Annotated in this window: 17 protein-coding genes and 1 riboswitch; of the genes, 3 read left to right on the top strand and 14 right to left on the bottom strand. The window is 70.6% G+C overall.

Translation table 11 applies throughout. The annotated features are described in order from the left end of the window. Positions 1-4: 4 nt before the first annotated feature. From ABZT04_RS36390 to ABZT04_RS36345, 10 genes are all read right to left on the bottom strand, one after another. Positions 5-1,090, bottom strand: a complete 1,086-nt coding sequence (locus ABZT04_RS36390) for a hemolysin family protein (protein WP_356062181.1) — start codon at positions 1,088-1,090, stop codon at positions 5-7. Continuing rightward, positions 1,087-2,421, bottom strand: coding sequence for a hemolysin family protein (locus tag ABZT04_RS36385; RefSeq protein ID WP_356062178.1), 1,335 nt, complete (start codon positions 2,419-2,421; stop codon positions 1,087-1,089). The genes ABZT04_RS36390 and ABZT04_RS36385 overlap by 4 nt, the downstream gene beginning before the upstream one ends. Positions 2,422-2,597: 176 nt before the next feature. Further along, positions 2,598-3,041, bottom strand: coding sequence for a PH domain-containing protein (locus ABZT04_RS36380; RefSeq protein ID WP_356062176.1), 444 nt, complete (start codon positions 3,039-3,041; stop codon positions 2,598-2,600). A gap of 26 nt (positions 3,042-3,067) precedes the next feature. Continuing rightward, on the bottom strand, positions 3,068-3,916 hold the full coding sequence (gene hisG, locus ABZT04_RS36375) for an ATP phosphoribosyltransferase (protein ID WP_356062173.1): 849 nt from the start codon (positions 3,914-3,916) through the stop codon (positions 3,068-3,070). Positions 3,917-3,960: 44 nt separating this feature from the next. Further along, entirely contained in the window at positions 3,961-4,233 is a 273-nt protein-coding gene (locus ABZT04_RS36370; RefSeq protein WP_111665608.1) for a phosphoribosyl-ATP diphosphatase, read from the bottom strand. 34 nt (positions 4,234-4,267) lie between these two features. Further along, on the bottom strand, positions 4,268-4,753 hold the full coding sequence (gene ribH / locus ABZT04_RS36365) for a 6,7-dimethyl-8-ribityllumazine synthase (RefSeq protein ID WP_356062170.1): 486 nt from the start codon (positions 4,751-4,753) through the stop codon (positions 4,268-4,270). Between the two features lie 30 nt (positions 4,754-4,783). Next, complete coding sequence (locus tag ABZT04_RS36360; RefSeq protein WP_356062167.1) at positions 4,784-6,073, bottom strand: bifunctional 3,4-dihydroxy-2-butanone-4-phosphate synthase/GTP cyclohydrolase II; 1,290 nt, start codon at positions 6,071-6,073, stop codon at positions 4,784-4,786. Continuing rightward, the gene (locus ABZT04_RS36355; RefSeq protein ID WP_356062164.1) at positions 6,070-6,714 is read right to left on the bottom strand and encodes a nicotinamide mononucleotide transporter family protein; all 645 of its coding nucleotides are present in this window, start codon (positions 6,712-6,714) and stop codon (positions 6,070-6,072) included. Before ABZT04_RS36355 ends, ABZT04_RS36360 begins: the two co-directional genes overlap by 4 nt. After that, entirely contained in the window at positions 6,711-7,313 is a 603-nt protein-coding gene (locus tag ABZT04_RS36350) for a riboflavin synthase (protein WP_356062162.1), read from the bottom strand. Before ABZT04_RS36350 ends, ABZT04_RS36355 begins: the two co-directional genes overlap by 4 nt. A 150-nt stretch (positions 7,314-7,463) precedes the next feature. Beyond that, positions 7,464-7,594, bottom strand: a riboswitch (FMN riboswitch). A gap of 193 nt (positions 7,595-7,787) precedes the next feature. Further along, positions 7,788-8,960: an ROK family transcriptional regulator gene (locus ABZT04_RS36345; protein ID WP_356062160.1), complete on the bottom strand. Its 1,173-nt coding sequence runs from the start codon at positions 8,958-8,960 to the stop codon at positions 7,788-7,790. A gap of 131 nt (positions 8,961-9,091) precedes the next feature. Between ABZT04_RS36345 and ABZT04_RS36340 the strand changes: the two genes are divergently transcribed. After that, positions 9,092-10,303 (top strand): MFS transporter, encoded by a 1,212-nt coding sequence (locus tag ABZT04_RS36340; RefSeq protein WP_356062158.1) that lies wholly within the window; start codon positions 9,092-9,094, stop codon positions 10,301-10,303. 258 nt (positions 10,304-10,561) lie between these two features. Here ABZT04_RS36340 and ABZT04_RS36335 read toward each other — a convergent pair whose 3' ends face one another. Then, the gene (locus ABZT04_RS36335; RefSeq protein WP_356062155.1) at positions 10,562-11,827 is read right to left on the bottom strand and encodes an alginate lyase family protein; all 1,266 of its coding nucleotides are present in this window, start codon (positions 11,825-11,827) and stop codon (positions 10,562-10,564) included. Between the two features lie 114 nt (positions 11,828-11,941). Next, complete coding sequence (locus tag ABZT04_RS36330) at positions 11,942-13,051, bottom strand: glycoside hydrolase family 6 protein (protein ID WP_356062225.1); 1,110 nt, start codon at positions 13,049-13,051, stop codon at positions 11,942-11,944. A gap of 139 nt (positions 13,052-13,190) precedes the next feature. Here ABZT04_RS36330 and ABZT04_RS36325 point away from each other — a divergent pair, with 139 nt between their 5' ends. Together ABZT04_RS36325 and ABZT04_RS36320 are read left to right on the top strand one after the other, a co-directional pair. After that, a complete protein-coding gene (locus tag ABZT04_RS36325) occupies positions 13,191-13,877 on the top strand; it encodes a DUF5995 family protein (protein ID WP_356062152.1) in 687 nt (228 codons plus the stop codon). Positions 13,878-13,953: 76 nt separating this feature from the next. Continuing rightward, entirely contained in the window at positions 13,954-14,883 is a 930-nt protein-coding gene (locus ABZT04_RS36320) for an LLM class F420-dependent oxidoreductase (protein WP_356062150.1), read from the top strand. A gap of 7 nt (positions 14,884-14,890) precedes the next feature. Here ABZT04_RS36320 and ABZT04_RS36315 read toward each other — a convergent pair whose 3' ends face one another. Further along, positions 14,891-16,591 carry an NAD(P)/FAD-dependent oxidoreductase gene (locus ABZT04_RS36315; RefSeq protein WP_356062147.1) on the bottom strand — a complete coding sequence of 567 codons (1,701 nt, stop codon included), beginning with the start codon at positions 16,589-16,591 and terminating at the stop codon, positions 14,891-14,893. 53 nt (positions 16,592-16,644) lie between these two features. Next, positions 16,645-17,433: a carbon-nitrogen hydrolase family protein gene (locus ABZT04_RS36310; protein WP_356062144.1), complete on the bottom strand. Its 789-nt coding sequence runs from the start codon at positions 17,431-17,433 to the stop codon at positions 16,645-16,647. Positions 17,434-17,534: the final 101 nt, after the last annotated feature.

Here is a 17,534-nt window from a genome sequence, read left to right as displayed (position 1 = left end):
TCGCTCAGCTCGCCAGCGCCTCCTTCTGGGCGCCGCTCGCGCGCGGTTCCGAGACCCTGACGTCCGGGGTGTCCCGGTGGGCCGGGTCGGTGACCTCGCCCACCAGGAGTTCCAGTACATCCTCCAGGGCGGCCAGGCCCAGCACCTTGCCGGACGCATCGGCCACCTGGGCCAGGTGGGTGGCGGCCCGGCGCATCACCGTGAGGGCGTCGTCCAGGGGAAGTTCGGACCGCAGGGTCGTCATGGGACGCCAGATCTGCTGCGGCACCGCCCGCTGGGACTCCTCCAGGTCGAGGACGTCCTTCACATGCAGGTAGCCCATGAAGGCGCCGGTCTCCGCCGCGATCGGGAAGCGGGAGTAGCCGGTGCGGGCGGTGAGCGCGACGATCTCGCCCGGGGTGACCGAGGGGCTGACCGTCACCAGGTCCTCCCGGCGCAGGAGCACGTCGGTGACCGGGCGGGAGCCCAACTCCAGTGCGTCCTCCAGGCGTTCCTGCTCCTCGGGGTCGAGGAGACCGGCCTGACCGGAGTCCTCCACCAGGCGGTTGAGCTGTTCGCTGGTGAAGACCGCCTCGACCTCGTCCTTGGGCTCGACGTGGAAGAGGCGCAGGATGCCCTGGGCGACGGCGCCGAGGGCCACGGTGATCGGCCGGCACACCCGGGCGAAGGCGACCAGGCCGGGGCTGAGCCACAGCGCGGCCTTCTCCGGCGCGGCCATCGCGAGGTTCTTCGGGACCATCTCGCCGATGACGAGGTGGAAGAAGACCACGGCGGCCAGCGCGAGGACGTATCCGAGGGGGTGGATCATTCCCTCGGGCAGGTGCATCCACTCGAAGACCGGCTCCAGCACATGCGCGACCGTCGGCTCGGCCACCGCGCCCAGGGTCAACGAGCAGACGGTGATGCCGAATTGGGCCGCGGCCATCATCTGCGGCAGCCGCTCCAGGCCGTAGAGGACCTGGCGGGCGCGGGTGGTGCCGAGGGGTTCGATCTGGCTGCGGCGGACGGAGACGAGGGCGAACTCGGCGCCGACGAAGAAGCCGTTGGCGAGCACCAGCAGGGCGGCGAACAGGAGTTGGAGGACGGTCATCGGGCCGCCTCCATGATGTTCACCGCGGGAGTCGTCCGCACGAGGCGGACCCGCTCGGCGCGATAGTGCCCGACCTGGCGCACCGACAGCCGCCAGCCGGGGAGTTCGGCCTTGTCGCCGGGGGCCGGGATCCGGCCGAGCAGATCGGCGACCAGTCCGGCGACGGTCTCGTACGGTCCTTCGGGCACGTCGAGGCCTATGCGCTGGAGGACGTCGACACGGCAACTGCCGTCGGCGTCCCAGGCGGGTTTCCCATCCTCGGGGGCCACGGGAGCGAGTTCGGGCAGGTCCTGGCCGTCGTGCTCGTCGCGGACCTCGCCGACGAGTTCCTCGACGATGTCCTCCAGGGTGACCACGCCCGCCGTGCCGCCGTACTCGTCGACGACGACGGCGATCGGCTGCTCGCTGCGCAGCCGGGCCAGCAGCGGCTGGACGGGCAGGGTCTCGGGGACCAGCACCGGGGACTTGGCGATGCTGGTGACCACGGTGTGCAGCCGGTCGTGCGCGGGCACGGCCAGCGCGTCCTTGAGGTGGACCATGCCGACGATCTCGTCGATCTTCTCCCGGTAGACGGGGAAGCGGGACAGTCCGGTGGCGCGGGTCAGGTTGACCACGTCCTCGGCGGTCGCCGAGGACTGGAGCGCGCTGACCTTCACGCGCGGGGTCATCACGTGCTGCGCGGTCAGCTCGCCCAGCGACAGCGTCCGTACGAAGAGGTCGGCGGTGTCCTGCTCCAGGGCGCCGGCCTGGGCCGAGTGCCGGGCGAGGGAGACCAGTTCGCCGGGGGTGCGGGCGGAGGCCAGCTCCTCGGCGGGCTCTACGCCCAAAGCGCGGACCAGCCGGTTGGCGACCGCGTTGAGCGCGGCGATCACCGGGCGGAACAGCCGGGCGAAGGTGTGCTGCGGGGCGGCGACGAAGCGCGCGACCTGCAAGGGCCGCGACACCGCCCAGTTCTTGGGCACGAGTTCGCCGATCACCATCTGCACGGCGGAGGCGAGCAGCATGCCGACGACCACGGCGACACCGGAGACGGCGCCCTCGGGGATGCCGATCGCGCTGAACGGGCCGTGCAGGAGTTGTGCCAGGGCCGGTTCGGCGAGCATGCCGACGACCAGGGAGGTGATGGTGATGCCGAGCTGGGTGCCGGAGAGCTGGAAGGACAGCTCCTTGAGCGACTCGACGACCGTGGCGGCCCGTCGGTCGCCCTCGGCCGCGGCCTTCTCGGCCTCGGGACGCTCCACGGTGACGAGCCCGAACTCGGCCGCGACGAAGAAGCCGTTGGCCAGAATCAGCAGGATCGCCGCTCCGAGGAGCAGCAAGGGGATGGTCATGCCGCCGCCTCGATATGTCGGGAGGGGGCGGCGCAGGTACTACAGGACGATCCGTCCATCGCTGGAGGGAGTCACTCCTCGGGTCGCAGGGTGCCTCTGAAGACAGGGGGGAGCATCGGTGGCGGAGGCGGGAACGAAAAACGCCACCGGGAACAGATTAATCAAGACATGGCGGTCTACGGCAGATCCCTCGTGGACCGGTCCTCGACGAGCGCCCGCAGAGTGCGCGCGTCGGCGATGGCCCGCTCCTTGGCGATGCCGGGCTGGATGCCCAGGACGGGCAGGCTGGTGCCGTCGCTGAGGTCGATGAACACCCAGGGGTCGCCGGGCCGCAGGTTCACCTGGAGGATCTCGGCCCACTCCACCCGGCGCCGGCTGGCGATGTTGACGACGGTGACCCCGGTCTCGTCGGCGACCACCTTCACCCGGGCGAGCACGGCCAGCACGGCGAAGAGGAGGGCACCGGTGAAGACGAAGCTGAGCTTCTCCCCCGGGCCGAGCTGCTCCAGCAGCAGGGCGACGGTCGTGATGACGACGAAGATCGCGATGCCCGCGGTGAGCAGCACGGCCCGGGTGCGGCCCGGCCGGAACGTGACCGGCAGGGCGGGGAGTTCGGACATGATCGGTGTGGTCCTCGGAGTGTTCCTCAGAGACGGCAGGCGTGGATGGCCGTCGTCAGGATGGCCCGGGCGCCGATGTCGTACAGGTCGTCCATGATCCGCTGCGCCTCCTTGGCGGGGACCATCGCGCGGACGGCGACCCAGCCTTCGTTGTGCAGCGGGGAGACGGTCGGGGACTCCAGGCCGGGGGTGAGCGCGACGGCCTTCTCCAACTGCTCGACCCGGCAGTCGTAGTCCATCATCACGTACGTCCGGGCGACCAGGACGCCCTGGAGGCGGCGCAGGAACTGCTGGACCTTGGGCTCCTCGACATCGGCGCCCTTGCGGCGGATGACGACGGCCTCCGACTTCATGATGGGCTCGCCGAAGACCTCAAGGCCCGCGTTACGCAGACTGGTGCCGGTCTCGACGACGTCCGCGATGACCTCGGCGACACCCAGCTCGATGGCGGTCTCCACGGCGCCGTCGAGGTGGACGACGGAGGCGTCGATGCCGTTGTCGGCCAGGTGCTTGGCGACGATGCCCTCGTACGAGGTGGCGACCGTCTTGCCCTTGAGGTCCTCCATGCTGCTCGCCGCGCCGGGCTTGGAGGCGAAGCGGAACGTGGAGCGGGCGAAGCCGAGCGGGAGGATCTCCTCCGCGGAGGCGGCGGAGTCGATGAGCAGGTCGCGGCCGGTGATGCCGATGTCGAGGCGGCCGGAGGAGACGTAGATCGCGATGTCGCGGGGGCGGAGGTAGAAGAACTCCACCTCGTTGACCGGGTCGACGATCCGCAGTTCCTTGGACTCCCGCCGCTGCTGGTAACCGGCCTCATGCAGCATGTCCGCCGCAGGTCCTGACAGGGAACCCTTGTTGGGGACGGCGATGCGCAGCATGAGGTCGGCTTCCTTTGCGTGAGATGTGCGGGTGGGGGTGTGGCTCAGAGGTGGGCGTAGACGTCGTCCAGCGAGATACCGCGGGCGACCATCATCACCTGGACGTGGTAGAGCAACTGCGAGATCTCCTCGGCAGCCGCGTCCTTGCCCTCGTACTCCGCGGCCATCCAGACCTCGGCGGCCTCTTCTACGACCTTCTTGCCGATGGCATGGACGCCCTTGCCGACCAGCTCTGCGGTGCGGGAAGTGGCGGGGTCGCCGGTGGCGGCCTTCTGCTGGAGCTCGGTGAACAGCTCCTCGAACGTCTTATTGGACATGGTGCTGCCCACCCTATTGCAAACAATCGTGGGCTTAACGCCACGGTTCAGATACTGAGCGGAGGGTGGCCGCCGTCGCGACCGCCGCCGTCACCGCCTCGTGCCCCTTGTCCTCGTTCGAGCCCGCGAGGCCGGCCCGGTCCAGGGCCTGCTCCTCGGTGTCGCAGGTCAGCACGCCCATGCCGACGGGGACGCCGGTCTCGACCGAGACCTGGGTGAGTCCCTGGACCACGCCCTGGCACACGTACTCGAAGTGCGGGGTGCCGCCCCGGATGACGACGCCGAGGGCGACGATCGCGTCGTAGCCCCGGCCCGCCAACACCTTTGCCACGACCGGGAGTTCCCAACTGCCGGGGACCCGGAGCAGGGTCGGCTCGTCGATCCCGAGGTCGTGCAGGGCGCGCAGGGTGCCGTCCACCAGACCGTCCATCACCTTTTCGTGCCACTGCGCCGCGATGACGGCGACCCGCAGGTCTCCGACGTTGCGTACGGACAGTTCCGGTGCGCCCTTGCCGCTCACGTACGTCTCTCCTCGTCGTTCTCTTGCTGGTTACTGGTTGCCGCAGGTGGACACGGGGGCCGCGTCCAGCCAGGGCAGGTCGTGTCCCATCCGGTCCCGCTTGGTGCGCAGGTAGGTGAGGTTGTGCTCGCCCGCGGTCACGGGCATCGGCTCCCGGCCGGTGACCTTGAGGCCGTGCCGGACGAGCGCGTCGGTCTTGTCGGGGTTGTTGGTCATCAGGCGCAGGCTGCGCACGCCGAGGTCCTCCAGGATCTGCGCGCCGGCGCCGTAGTCCCGGGCGTCGGCGGGCAGGCCGAGTTCGAGGTTGGCGTCGAGAGTGTCCCGGCCGCGCTCCTGGAGTTCGTACGCCCGGAGCTTGGAGAGCAGGCCGATGCCGCGCCCCTCGTGGCCGCGCAGGTAGACGACGACTCCCCTGCCCTCCTCCTGGATGCGCTCCAGGGAGGCCTCCAACTGGGGGCCGCAGTCGCAGCGCAGGGAGCGGAAGACGTCGCCGGTGAGGCATTCGGAGTGGACGCGGACCAGGACGTCCTCGCCGTCGCCGATGTCGCCGTGGACGAGGGCGACGTGCTCGACGCCGTCGACGGTGGAGCGGTAGCCGTAGGCCGTGAACTGGCCGTGGCGGGTGGGGAGTCGGACCTCGGCCTCGCGGCGGACGGTGGGTTCGGCGGTCTGCCGGTAGGCGATCAGGTCCTCGATGGAGATGATCGTCAGGCCGTGCTTGCGGGCGAACGGGATCAGTTCGGGGAGGCGGAGCATCCGGCCGTCCTCGCCGGCGATCTCGACGATCGCGCCGGCCGGGCGCAGGCCCGCGAGGCGGGCGAGGTCGACGGCGGCCTCGGTGTGGCCGTTGCGCACCAGCACGCCGCCGGAGCGGGCGCGCAGCGGGAAGATGTGGCCGGGGCGGACCAGGTCGCCGGGTTCGGCGGTGCCGCTCGCGAGGAGCTGAAGCGTGGTCGCGCGGTCGGAGGCCGAGATACCGGTGGTCACACCGTGCACGGCGGACGCGTCCACGGAAACGGTGAACGCGGTCTTCATGGACTCGGTGTTGTCCTCGACCATCTGCGGGAGCCGGAGCCGGTCCAGTTCCTCGCCCTCCATGGGGGCGCAGATCAGGCCGCGGCACTCGCTCATCATGAACGCGATGATCTCGGGGGTCGCCTTCTCGGCGGCGATGACGAGGTCGCCCTCGTTCTCGCGGTCCTCGTCGTCGACGACCACGACCGGGCGGCCGGCCGCGATGTCGGCGATGGCCTGCTCGACCGGGTCGAGCGAGAAGTCCTCGAAACCGTCGGTGCTGTACAGGATCGGTGCCGCTGTCATGCCGGCGCTCCTTCCAGGACGGGCTGCGGGGCCTTGCGGGAGCGCAGCCACCAGTCGCGCATGCCCCACAGGACGAGCGCGCCGTAGATGACGTAGACGAAGCCGGAGAACGCGAAGCCGTTGGCGAAGTTGAGGGGGACGCCGACGAGGTCGACGAGGAGCCAGGCGAACCAGAACTCGACCATCCCGCGGGCCTGGGCGTACATGGCGACGACGGTGCCGACGAATATGTAGGCGTCGGGCCAGGGGTCCCAGGAGAGCGACGGGTACGCCTTGAAGAGGACGGCGACCGCGACCGTGCCGACGGCGGCGGCGCCGACCAGGACGGCGCGCTCGCGCCAGGTGGCGAAGCGGGGGGTGATGTGGCCGTCGGCGGAGCCGCCCTGCCCGCGGTTCCACTGCCACCAGCCGTAGACCGCGACGACCATGACGACGACCTGCTTGCCGGCGCTGCCGGAGAGGTGGGCGGTGGCGAAGGCGGCGAACAGGATCACGCCGGAGACGAACTGGGTGGGCCAGCTCCAGATGGAGCGGCGCCAGCCCAGGGCGAGGGCGATGAGACCGACGACGTTGCCGATCATGTCCGACCACTTGATGTGCTGGCCGAACATGACGAAAGCCTCGGAGTTGAGCCAGTTCACTTGTCCGCCCCCTGCGCGCCCATGAGCCGCTCGACGTACTTGGCGATGACGTCGACTTCGAGGTTGACCGGGTCGCCGGGCTGCTTGAGACCGAGTGTGGTCAGGCCGAGCGTGGTGGGGATGAGGCTGACGGTGAAGAAGTCGGGGCCGGCGTCGACGACGGTGAGACTGATGCCGTCGACGGTGATGGAGCCCTTCTCCACGACGTAGCGCGTGAGGTCGGCGGGGAGCGAGATCTTGACGATCTCCCAGTTCTCGGACGGCTTGCGCTCCAACACCGCGCCGGTGCCGTCGACATGACCCTGCACGATGTGTCCGCCGAGGCGGGCGCCGAGGGCCATGGGGCGTTCGAGGTTGACGCGGGAGCCGACGGCGAGGGCGCCGAGGCTGGAGCGGTTCAGGGTCTCGGCCATGACGTCGGCGGTGAACTCGTCACCCTCGTGCTCGACGACGGTGAGACAGACGCCGTTCACGGCGATGGAGTCGCCGTGCTTCGCGCCCTCGGTGACGATGGGTCCGCGCAGCCGAAAGCGGGAGGCGTCGTCGAGACTCTCGACGGCGGTGACCTCACCCAGCTCTTCGACGATTCCGGTGAACACTTCCCGGGTCCTCCTGCCACATCGGGGCACGGACTCCGGGGCCTGTCGAAGACGACAGAATGAAACGAACGGAAGCACCGGGAACGACGCCGGACAGAACCCGTCCACGCAGGACGGGCCGATACGGCGGCGCGCACGAATGCCCGCCCGCCGCGCACTGCCTCCCATCCGGACTTTAACCGTCGGTCCAGGAATTTCACCTGGTCAACCGGCCGCTGGAAGCGGACGGGTCGCGGACTGTAACCGCCGGTTCGGACTTTCACCGACCCCGGAGTGCGCTGCTTCTGGTACACGGCAAGTGTGCCACGCCCGGCAAGGGTCCATCCAGGTGAACGGTGTGGGCTGGCTCACAGAGAGTGCCGATGGACTTCTCAACCGGCCCTCACCTGCTGGATCATTTGGTCTAGTCCTTTTCGGATCTCCCTGGTCCGGTCCGGCGGTGGTGACGACGGCCCTTGCCCACCGCCGGGCCTCTCAGCCGAACAGCTCGTCCTGCGCGCCGTCCTGTGCGGTGAGCAGCGCACCGCGCAGCACGGCGGCGCCACCGAGGACGCTGGGGCGCACCTCCGCGGGCAGGGGTGACATCCGGCCGATGCGTTCGGCGACCCGCACGGCGAGTTCGTCACCGCCGGCCTGTCCGACCTCGCCGCCGAGGACCACGCATCCGGGGTCCAGCAGCGCCACGACGGAGGCGACACCGAGGGCGACGCGGTCGGCGAGGGCGTCCAGGAAGCGGGTGGCGACGGTACGTTCCGGGCCGGCCACCTCCGTCACCGCCCACCGCACCGCCTCAGCCGCTCCCCCGGCACCCAACACCCCGTGTTCCCGGGCCAGTTCGAGCACCGCGCCGGCCCCCGCCAGCGAGTGAAAACCTCCCTCGCAGTCCGTTGCCGAGGGAAGCCCCCGCGTGCCCGGCACCGGGAGGAAGCCCAGTTCGCCCGCACCGCCCGACGCGCCTCGGCGCAACGTCCCGTCCAGGACGATCGCGGCACCGATGCCCATACCCAGCCAGACGAGGACGAAGGTGTCCCGGTCGCGGGCCGCGCCGTCGCGCTGTTCCGCGAGGGCCGCGAGGTTGGTCTCGTTCTCCACGACGACTCGGGCGTCGGGGAGCCGTTCCTGGAGCGCGGCCACCAGGCGGCGGTGCCACTCGGGCAGGCCCGTGGTGTCGCGCAGTTCACCGGTGGCCGGGTCGATGAGGCCGGGGGCGCCGATGCCGACCGTGTGCAGATGCTCCGCGCCCGCCTCCTTCGCGGCCCGCTCCACCAGCGCCACGGCCTGCTCGACGGCCGGGCCGGTGCCCGAGTCGCCGTCGATCGGCACGGACGCCTCCGCGAGCACCCGGCCGACCAGGTCGGAGACGAGGACGGAGACGCCCTCCATGCGGACGTCCAGGGCGGCGAGGTGGGCGCGGTTGGCGACGATGCCGTACAACCGGGCGTTCGGGCCGCGCCGTTGCTCCCCGGACTCGCCGACCATCTCGATCAGTCCGGAGGCCGTGAGGCGTTCGACGAGGTCGGCGACGGTGGGCCGGGACAGTCCGGTGAGCTGCTTCAACTGCCCTGCGGTCAGCGGGCCTTCGTGCTGGAGCAGCCTCAGGGCGAGCCGGTCGTTGATGGCCCGGGCGGTGCTCGGGGATGCGGGCATGCCGGGAATCCTCCCAGATCGAGGGGGTGCGGCGGGCGGCCGGTAATTCTCTATCTATCAGGCAGGGTTCCTGATAGTTTACGCGACGCGAGTGAGGATGGGGACGTGAAGAGCGCTGGAGGGACCGGACGATGAGCGAAGTGGTCTACGACCGACACGAGGTGAAGCGCGCCCGGTACGCCGTGGCGGCCGTCTTCGCCGTGCACGGCGCGGTGACCGGCTCGTTCGCGACCCGGGTGCCGTGGATCCAGGAGCATGCCCATGTCGGCGCGGGCTGGCTCGGTTTCGCCCTGGCCTTCACGGCGTTCGGCGCCTCCTGTTCGATGCCACTGGCCGGTCGGATCACCCACCGCTTCGGCAGCCGTGCGACGCTGCGCGGTCTTATCGCGCTGTGGACGATGTCCCTCGTCCTGCCGTCCCTCGCGCCGAACCTGGTCACCTTGTGCCTGGCGATGTTCACCTACGGCGCGAGCGCGGGTATGGCCGACGTCGCCATGAACGCGCTGGGCGTCGAGATCGAGCGACTGCTCGGCAAGTCGATCATCTCCGGACTGCACGGCATGTGGAGCGCGGGCGCCCTGATCGGCTCGGCGGGCGGCACCCTCGCCGCGCATCTCGGTTCGGACGCTCGCGTGCATCACGTCATCGCCGCGGCGACCCTCACCGTGCTCGGCGTGGCCGCCTGCCGCTGGGTGCTCGACCTGAGGCCGGGGTCGGAGGAGGAGCCGCCGCCCCGGTTCACGCTGCCGCCCAGGTCGGCGCTGCTCATCGGCACAGTGGGCTTCTGCGCGGTGTTCGCGGAGGGGGCGAGCCTGGACTGGTCGGCGGTGTTCCTGCGGGACCAGTTGGACACGTCGGCCGGGCTCGCGGCGGCCTCGACGACCGGCTTCATGTTGACGATGGCGGTGGCCCGGCTGGTCGGCGACGGTGTGGTGAACCGCTTCGGCTCGGTGCGGACGGTGCGCGCGGGCGGTGTGCTTGCCGTGGTCGGCGGACTGCTGATCGTGTTGGCGGACAGCCCGGGGCTGGCGATGACCGGCTTCGGGCTGCTCGGTCTGGGCATCGCGGTGGTCGTGCCGCTCTGCTTCGCGGCGGCGGGGCGCAGCGGGCCGAACCCGAGCCAGGCCATCGCGGGCGTGGCGACGATCACCTACACCTCGGGGCTGGTCGCACCGAGCCTGATCGGCGGGGTGGCGCAGGCGACCAGCCTGGTGGTGTCGTTCTGCCTGGTGACAGCGCTGGCCGGCGGCCTCGCGGTCTTCGCGGGCGTGCTGCGCGCCGGGGACCGGGACCGTCCGAAGGTCAGCGCGCCGACGGCGGTAGTGCCGGACCGGCAGCTCTGAACTCCTCGGGCCGGCGCGCGTATCGAGCGGGTCCAGCCAGCGGCGGGCGGAGTACGGGCCCGAGCCGGTGACCGGGGCCTGAGAGCCGATCGACAGTTCCTTCACCGCGTCGCAGGCGTCCCCGGCACCGGCCCGTACGCCGTCGAGGCGGCCGGCGGAGCTCCCGAGCAGTGCCGGCGCTGTGGGGACGCCCCATGCCCGGCGGCCGCTCGGGAACCCCTGTCGGGCGGCCCAGTCGGACCGGCCGGTGGCGTGCGGTCACCCGGCGATGGAGTCCAGTTGCTCGGCCGCCGGGCGCAGGGACCACAGGTCACCGCCGGGCGGGGTCTCCAGTTTCGGTACGGCTGCCCTGGCCCTTGGGTCGCCCGCGTCGGCCGCCGCGTGGACGATGTCGCTCGCCGCGTAGCGGTGGAACTCCAGCTCCGGATGCGACCATGCGGCGGCCCCGGTCGCGGCGGGCAGCAGATAGTCCACGGCCTTCAACAGGCCCTGGCCGTCCGGGCCTTGGTAGGTCCACAGGTTCACGCCGACATGTCGGCCGATGGCCGCGAGCCGGGTGTACGCGACCAGGTCGAAGGTCGAGTAGTGCCAACTCCGGGTCCGCGCCAGCTCTTGCGGCTGGCTGCCGTCGCCCGCGATCTGGGGGTCGATGCGTTGGGCGCGGGCGTCGAGCACCGTGCGCCGGGCCAGCGCCTTGTCGCCGGTCGCGTAGGCGAGGGCGGCGAGTTGCATGTCGTAGAAGGTGCCGTGGTTGTTGGCGGCGGCGCCCTCCTCCCTGCCGAAGGCGCTGTTCTTCAGCCAGTTGAGGAAGTCGGAGTTCCACCGGGCCATCGCCGTGCGGTCGGTTTTCGTCCAGCCGGGGGCGCCGGTGCCGAGGATGGCGACGGCGTCGACGACGCTGGTGTACGACTGGGAGAAGTCGATGATGCCGATGGCGCGGCCGTCGTACTTGCAGGGGATGAACTGGGCGTGGTTCAGGTTGGGGTTCATCCTCGTGGCCGGGTCGAGGAACCAGGTACGCAGGACCTGGTCGGCCTTGTGCGCGTAGCGCTGGTCGCCGGTGTAGTACCAGGCGAGCGCGAGGTCGTACGTCGAGTCGAAGACCTTCTCCACGTCCTGGCGGTCGGTTCCCGTGTCGACCTCGGGGTTGCGCTGTCCGTCGCGCTGGACGTACGGGCAGCCCCAGGGGTTGTCGGCGGTCGGGGTGGTCGTCGGCCACCAGTAGGGGGCCTGGCTCAGGTAGTCGTGAACGTCGCCGCCGGGGGCGGGCTTTGGTTTGTCCACGACCGTCCAGGGGCCCTGGTGCAGCCAGTTGTCGGCTCGGGTCGTCAAGTTCCTTAGGGTCCGGCGTAGTTGGGGGTCTCCTCGGTCCAGGCGGAGCTTGGTCTGCTGGAGGCGGGCGCCGTCGAGGACAGCGGTGTCGGGGGCGGCCGGCACCGGGCGCGCGGCGGCGGAGGGGACGAACACGGCTGTCAGTACGGCCACGGCCGCGAGAAGAACACCGAGGCGGGGTCTGGCATTCATACAGCGACTCCAATCATGGATATGAACGCAGTTCATGAATGGAACCGTGCGAGCGTAGGACCATGCCGCAGCCGTGACAATGGTCCGGACCGGATTCACGTACAGAGATGAGAGTCAGCGCGCCAAGTCATAGGCGTACGACGCCGTGAACGCACCGGCGGCGCCCTTGCAGCCGTCCGACTCCCCCGGCAGCTTGACCCAGAGATAGCCGTCGATCCGCGCCTCCCCGGTGTTCAGGGTTGGCGCCCGGCCGATCTTCCGGCCCGTCGGGTCGCACCACTGGCCGTCGGCCGGGGCGCCGTTGCCGTTGCGGCTGGTGTCGACGACGGCGCCGAGACCCGCCGGGCCGCCGAGGGCGTCGAGAACCTGGCGGTCGTAGGCGATCTCGGCCGAAGTGCCGTTGAAATTGGAGACGTTGCTGAAGATTCCGTCGGACGACTCGGCGGAGGCCGCACCCGCCTGCCTGAGCAGGGCCGCCTGTTGCGCGGCCGGGTTCCAGTCGGAGTGGCCGGCGTCGTAGTACACGCGCGCCTTCGGGTCGGCGGCCTTCAGGACCCGGCCCGCACGGGCCAACGCGGCGAAACGGTCGGCGCGTTGGGCGTCGGAGAGGCAGTCGGTCTGGGCCACGGAGTCGGGCTCCAGGATCACCACGACCTCGCCGGAACCCAGCCCCGCCGCGAAGTCGTCGATCCAGCCGTCGTACGCGGCGAAGTCAGGCGCCCCGCCCTCGGACGCCCCGCCGCAGTCGCGCTCCGGGATCGCGTACGGCACGACGACCGGCACCCGGCCCCGCGCGGCGGCGCCCGAAGTGACCGCGCGGACCCGGGAGGTGATCGTCGAGGGCGTGAAGTCGGCGAACCACACCGCCGCCGGCTCGTCGGCGATCCGGGACGCTATGACGTCGGTACGCGGGTCGTCGGGGTGGGCGCGGACCCAGTCGAGGACCTGGGAGTCGGGGTGGCGGTAGAGGCGGGGTGAGGCGGTGGCGGTCGGCTGCGACTTCCGCCCGGAGGGCGCGGCTGTCCTCTTCGGCCGGGCGGACGACGAACTCTCCTTCACGGAAGGTGAGTTCGACAGCGCCGGCACATCGGGCATTGGCAGCAGGAGCGTCGCGTCGCTCGCCTCCGGCCGGGCCCGGTCCGTGCCGCGCCCCTCGTCCAGGACCCTGAGCGTCCCGGTCGCGATGCCGATCGCCACGACTACCGACGCGGCCAGGATCAGCACACTCCGCCGGGCGATCGGCCTCCGCCGCCGGCCACGCGAACCCGACACACCGCCCCCTCGCGCCGAACCGTTCCCCCGTTCTGGGGAAGTGTCGGGCCCGGCGGCACCTCGGTCAGCGTAGGACTGGGACGCTGCCCCCATGGGGCAATTGGCACACTTCGGCACACCCGTGGACATCGTCGTCTCCCGGCTGCGCGCGCTCGACGAGGAACTGCCCGCGCGGGACGGGGTCGCGGTGTTCAACCGGGTCTACCTCGCCGTCACGGAAGCGGTCGACCGGCGCATCGACGCAGGCCGGTTCGACGACACCCGGGCCGCCGTCACGCTGGACGTACGGTTCGCGGAGCGCTATCTCGCCGCCGTGGACGCGGTGGCCAACGGGCGGCGTCCGCCCGCCTGTTGGCGGCCGCTGTTCCAACTGCGCGGTCATCCGGGTGTACGACCGCTGCAGTTCGCCCTGTCGGGCATCAACGCGCACATCGGTCACGATCTCGCGCTCGCCGTCGTGGACGCCTGTCGTACGCTTGACTGCGAACCCGCCGAACTGGAGGACGAGTTCGACCGCGTGGGCGATCTCCTCGACTCGCTGGAGGAGCGCATCCGCGAGGATCTGATGCCGGGTCCCGACCTGTTCCAGATCGCCGATCCACTCACCCATCTGCTCGGCTCGTGGAGTCTGGAGCGCGCCAGGGAGGCGACCTGGACGGCGGCGCGGGCCCTGTGGGCGCTGCGCGGACTGCCGGATGTCGCCGCGGAGTTCACCGAGCGGCTGGACGCGGCGGTGGGGCTCGCGGGCCGCATGATGCTGACGCCGCTGCCCGACTGATCCGTTCAACTCCCGTGCCGACGTTGTACGTTCGGTGGCGAGATCCCCAAGCCGCTCGGGCGAAGGAGCACAGGGCATGACGACCCCTCTCGGACTCGGCCTCCCCCAGATGCACTGGTACGACATCGGCAAGGACGTGCCCACCGTGGCCCGCGCCGCCGAGCGGATCGGCTTCGAGAGTCTGTGGGTGTACGAGCGCGCCCTGTACCCGGAGCCCGCGACCCAGGGTCTGTACGGCATGCCCGGCGTGCCCTGGCCGGACAACTACCGCAGTGTGGCCGAGCCGTTGGTCACTCTCACGCTCGCCGCCGCGGCCACCGAGCGGGCCCGGCTCGGCACCAGTGTGCTGGTGGCACCGCTGCACGTACCGTTCCAACTGGCCAAGGCCCTGGCGTCGTTGGACGCGGCGAGTGGCGGCCGGGTGGTCGCGGGGCTCGGTACCGGCTGGTCGCACGACGAGTACGCGGCGGCGTCGGTCCGGCCGTTCGAGGAGCGCGGCCAGGTCCTGGACGAGCTGATCGAGGTGTGCCGGGCCGTGTGGGGTCCCGACCCGGTGTCGTACGACGGCCGGTTGACGAAGATCGCGTCGGCCGTGGTCGGCCCCAAGCCCGCCCGACCCGTCCCGATCCTGCTCGCGGCGAGCAGCGGGAAGGCCCGGCGACGGCTGGTCGACCACGCCGACGGATGGATGCCGGTCGGCCTGGGCGCCGAGACGCTCGCCGCACAGTGGCGCGAGCTGCGGGAACTGGCCGCCGAGCGCGGACGCACGGAGCCGATCCGGACCGTGCTGCGCACCAACCCCCGCTACACCGCCAAGCCCTACGCCGGCCCCGACCGCCGTCCCTTCCACGGCAACGTCGATCAGATCGTCGAGGATCTCGCCGCGCACGTCGAGGTCGGCCTCGACGAGATCCTCGTGGACCTGCAGAGCGGCACCCGGGACGCGCGGGAGCTGACGGACGTCGCCGCCGAGGTGTACGAGAAGGCGCGGGCGGCCGGGGTCTGAACCCGCTCTAGTCCTCGGGCAGTTCGACCGGCGCGATGTCGTCGTAGACGTCCCCCGGCCCGGGGTTGGTCGGGTCGGTCGTGCCGCCGAGCTGGTGCATGACGCCCCAGACAGCGTTCAGGGCGGTCTGGACGGCGCCCTCGGCCCAGCCGGCCGTCCAGGAGATGTCGTCGCCCGCGAGGAAGATGCCGCGCTTGTCCTCGGGCAGCCGGTCCTGCATGAAGTGGGTGAACAGGCGCCGCTGGTAGCGGTAGTGGCCGGGCAGGTTGGCCTTGAACGCGCCCATGAAATAAGGCTCGTTCTCCCAGGAGACGGTCACCGGGTTGCCGATGACGTGCTTCCTGATGTCGACGTTCGGGTAGATCTCGCCGAGCGACTTCAGCATGACCTCCATGCGCTCGTTCGCGGACAGCGGCAGCCACTTGAGGCTGTCGTCGCACCAGGTGTACGAGAGGCAGATGACGGCGGGCTTGTCCGGGCCGTCGTCGAGGAGGTAAGTCCCGCGCGTCATACGGTCGGTGAGGGTCATCGACATGACGTCCCGGCCCGTCTGCTCGTCCTTGTCGAGCCAGAACGGCCGGTCGACGGGGACGAAGAGCTTCGAGCTCTCCATGTAGTGGGTGCGCTCGATCGCCGTCCAGTGGTCGATCGGGAAGAGCGAGTCGTCGCAGGCGATCTTGGAGAGCAGCATCCAGGACTGGGCGGTGAAGATCGCCGACCGGTAGGTGCGGATGTCGCCGTTCGCGTCCGTCACCGTGATCCGGTTGCCGGCGGTGCGGTGCAGCCGGGTCACGGCGGGGCGGGGTTCGCCGTTCACGTGCAGGGACGCCAGCGAGGTGCCGTAGGGCCAGTGGACGATCTTCTGCGGCTCGCGGTCCCAGAGCCTGAGCGGGAGTTGCTGGGAGCCGCCGACGATGCCGCGGTGGTGGTCGTCGGCCTCGGTGTAGACGACGCGCAGGATCTCCAGGATGGAGTTCGGGAAGTCGGTGTCCCAGCCGCCGGTGCCGAAGCCGACCTGGCCGAAGATCTCGCGGTGCCGGAAGGACTTGAAGGACGCGGAGTCGCAGAGGAAGCCGTAGAAGGTCTGGTTGTCGAGCTTCTCGACGAGCTTCGACCAGATCTCGCGGATGCGCGGGATGTCGCGCTCGCGCATGGCCCGGTTCATGTCGGAGAAGTCGGCGCCCTCTTCGAGGCAGGCGTTCCAGGCGTGCATCACGTCGCGGTAGACCTGCGGGAGGTCGTCGACGGTGGTCGCGTAGTGGGACTCGCCCTTGAGGTCGACGACGGTCGAAGGGGTCGCCTCCGCAAGGGGGTTGGGGAACGGCCGGGTCTCAAGACCGACCAGGTCGATGTAGTGCTGGAGGGCGGTGGAGGAGGGCGGGAAGCGCATCGCGCCCATCTCGGCGGTGAGTTCCTCGGTGCCGGGGCCGTCGAAGCCCACGGTCCGCAACCGGCCCCCGATCTGGTCGGCCTCGTAGACGACAGGCTTGAGGCCCATCTTCATCAGCTCGTAGGCGGCCACGATGCCGGACAACCCGCCGCCGATCACCGCGACTTCGGTGCCGTGCTCGGTCGCGGGTATCTGGCCGAGGCCCGCCGGGTGGGCGAGGAAGTCGTCGTAGGCGTAGGGGAAGTCCGGCCCGAACATGGTGATCGGCGGCTGCCGCTCGTCGGCGTGCTGGACGGCGTTGGGCACCGTGGACGTCATGGGGTACGGACTCCTTGCGAAAAAACAGGGCCAACGGGGCTGCGGGGAGGGGATCAGGCGAGGGAGCCGTAGAGACCGGGGCGGCGGTCCTTCAGATACGGGTTCGCCGCACGGGAGTTGGCCAGGAACTCGGCGTCGATGTCGGAGAGGAGGAGTTCCTCGCCGCGGCCGGCCCGGGTGCGGGCGACTCCGTCGGGGCCGGCGAGCGTGGAGAGGCCGAAGAAGTCGAACTCCCCTTCCTGGCCGGTGCGGTTGATGTACGCCACGTAGAACTGGTTCTCCCAGGCCCGCACCGGGACCAGGGACTCGGCGACGAACTGGAACGGGTGCATGTTCGCCGTCGGGACGAGGAGCAGGTCGGTGCCGGCGAGGGCGTGGGCGCGGACCGGCTCCGGGAACTCGACGTCGTAGCAGATCATCAGGCCGACCCGCAGACCGTCCAACTCGGCCTGGACGACCGGCTGTTCACCCGGGGTGAAGTGGGCGCGCTCGAAGTCGCCGAAGAGGTGGGTCTTGCGGTAGTTGGCGAGGCGGGTGCCGTCGCCGGAGATCAACTGGGCCGAGTTGTGGACGACGTCGCCGTCGCGCTCCGGGTAGCCGTAGGCGATGGCGAGTCCGTGGCGGGTGGCGATCTCGGCGATCGTCTGCGCGGAGTCACCGTCGGCGGGCTCGGCGAGACGGCCGACGCCGTCGCCGATCGCGTATCCGGTGAGGAACATCTCCGGCGCGGCCAACAGCCCGGCGCCACCCGCCGCGGCCCGGCCCGCGGCCTCGTCGAGGACCTTGAGGTTCTCGACGACGGAGCCGGGGCGGCCGGAGCTCTGGAGCAGGGCGGTGCGCATATGTGTTCCTCACCGGGACGAAATGGCTGACGAGCCACCTGTCGGGGGCCACCTCGACGGTACGACCGAGGGCCTGGACCGGACAAGAAGCAGCCGTTGCG

Source organism: Streptomyces sp. NPDC005492, assembly GCF_040605995.1.
Classification (GTDB): Bacteria; Actinomycetota; Actinomycetes; order Streptomycetales; family Streptomycetaceae; genus Streptomyces.
Note: the sequence above shows the minus strand (reverse complement) of the source record. Positions and strands in the feature narration are given on the sequence as shown.

Coding starts and splice junctions, on each gene's coding strand:
- ABZT04_RS36390 (WP_356062181.1), bottom strand. CDS start 1,090: ATGACCGTCCTCCAACTCCTGTTCGCCGCCCTGCTGGTGCTCGCCAAC.
- ABZT04_RS36385 (WP_356062178.1), bottom strand. CDS start 2,421: ATGACCATCCCCTTGCTGCTCCTCGGAGCGGCGATCCTGCTGATTCTG.
- ABZT04_RS36380 (WP_356062176.1), bottom strand. CDS start 3,041: ATGTCCGAACTCCCCGCCCTGCCGGTCACGTTCCGGCCGGGCCGCACC.
- hisG (WP_356062173.1), bottom strand. CDS start 3,916: ATGCTGCGCATCGCCGTCCCCAACAAGGGTTCCCTGTCAGGACCTGCG.
- ABZT04_RS36370 (WP_111665608.1), bottom strand. CDS start 4,233: ATGTCCAATAAGACGTTCGAGGAGCTGTTCACCGAGCTCCAGCAGAAG.
- ABZT04_RS36360 (WP_356062167.1), bottom strand. CDS start 6,073: ATGACAGCGGCACCGATCCTGTACAGCACCGACGGTTTCGAGGACTTC.
- ABZT04_RS36345 (WP_356062160.1), bottom strand. CDS start 8,960: ATGCCCGCATCCCCGAGCACCGCCCGGGCCATCAACGACCGGCTCGCC.
- ABZT04_RS36340 (WP_356062158.1), top strand. CDS start 9,092: ATGAGCGAAGTGGTCTACGACCGACACGAGGTGAAGCGCGCCCGGTAC.
- ABZT04_RS36335 (WP_356062155.1), bottom strand. CDS start 11,827: ATGAATGCCAGACCCCGCCTCGGTGTTCTTCTCGCGGCCGTGGCCGTA.
- ABZT04_RS36325 (WP_356062152.1), top strand. CDS start 13,191: ATGGGGCAATTGGCACACTTCGGCACACCCGTGGACATCGTCGTCTCC.
- ABZT04_RS36320 (WP_356062150.1), top strand. CDS start 13,954: ATGACGACCCCTCTCGGACTCGGCCTCCCCCAGATGCACTGGTACGAC.
- ABZT04_RS36315 (WP_356062147.1), bottom strand. CDS start 16,591: ATGACGTCCACGGTGCCCAACGCCGTCCAGCACGCCGACGAGCGGCAG.
- ABZT04_RS36310 (WP_356062144.1), bottom strand. CDS start 17,433: ATGCGCACCGCCCTGCTCCAGAGCTCCGGCCGCCCCGGCTCCGTCGTC.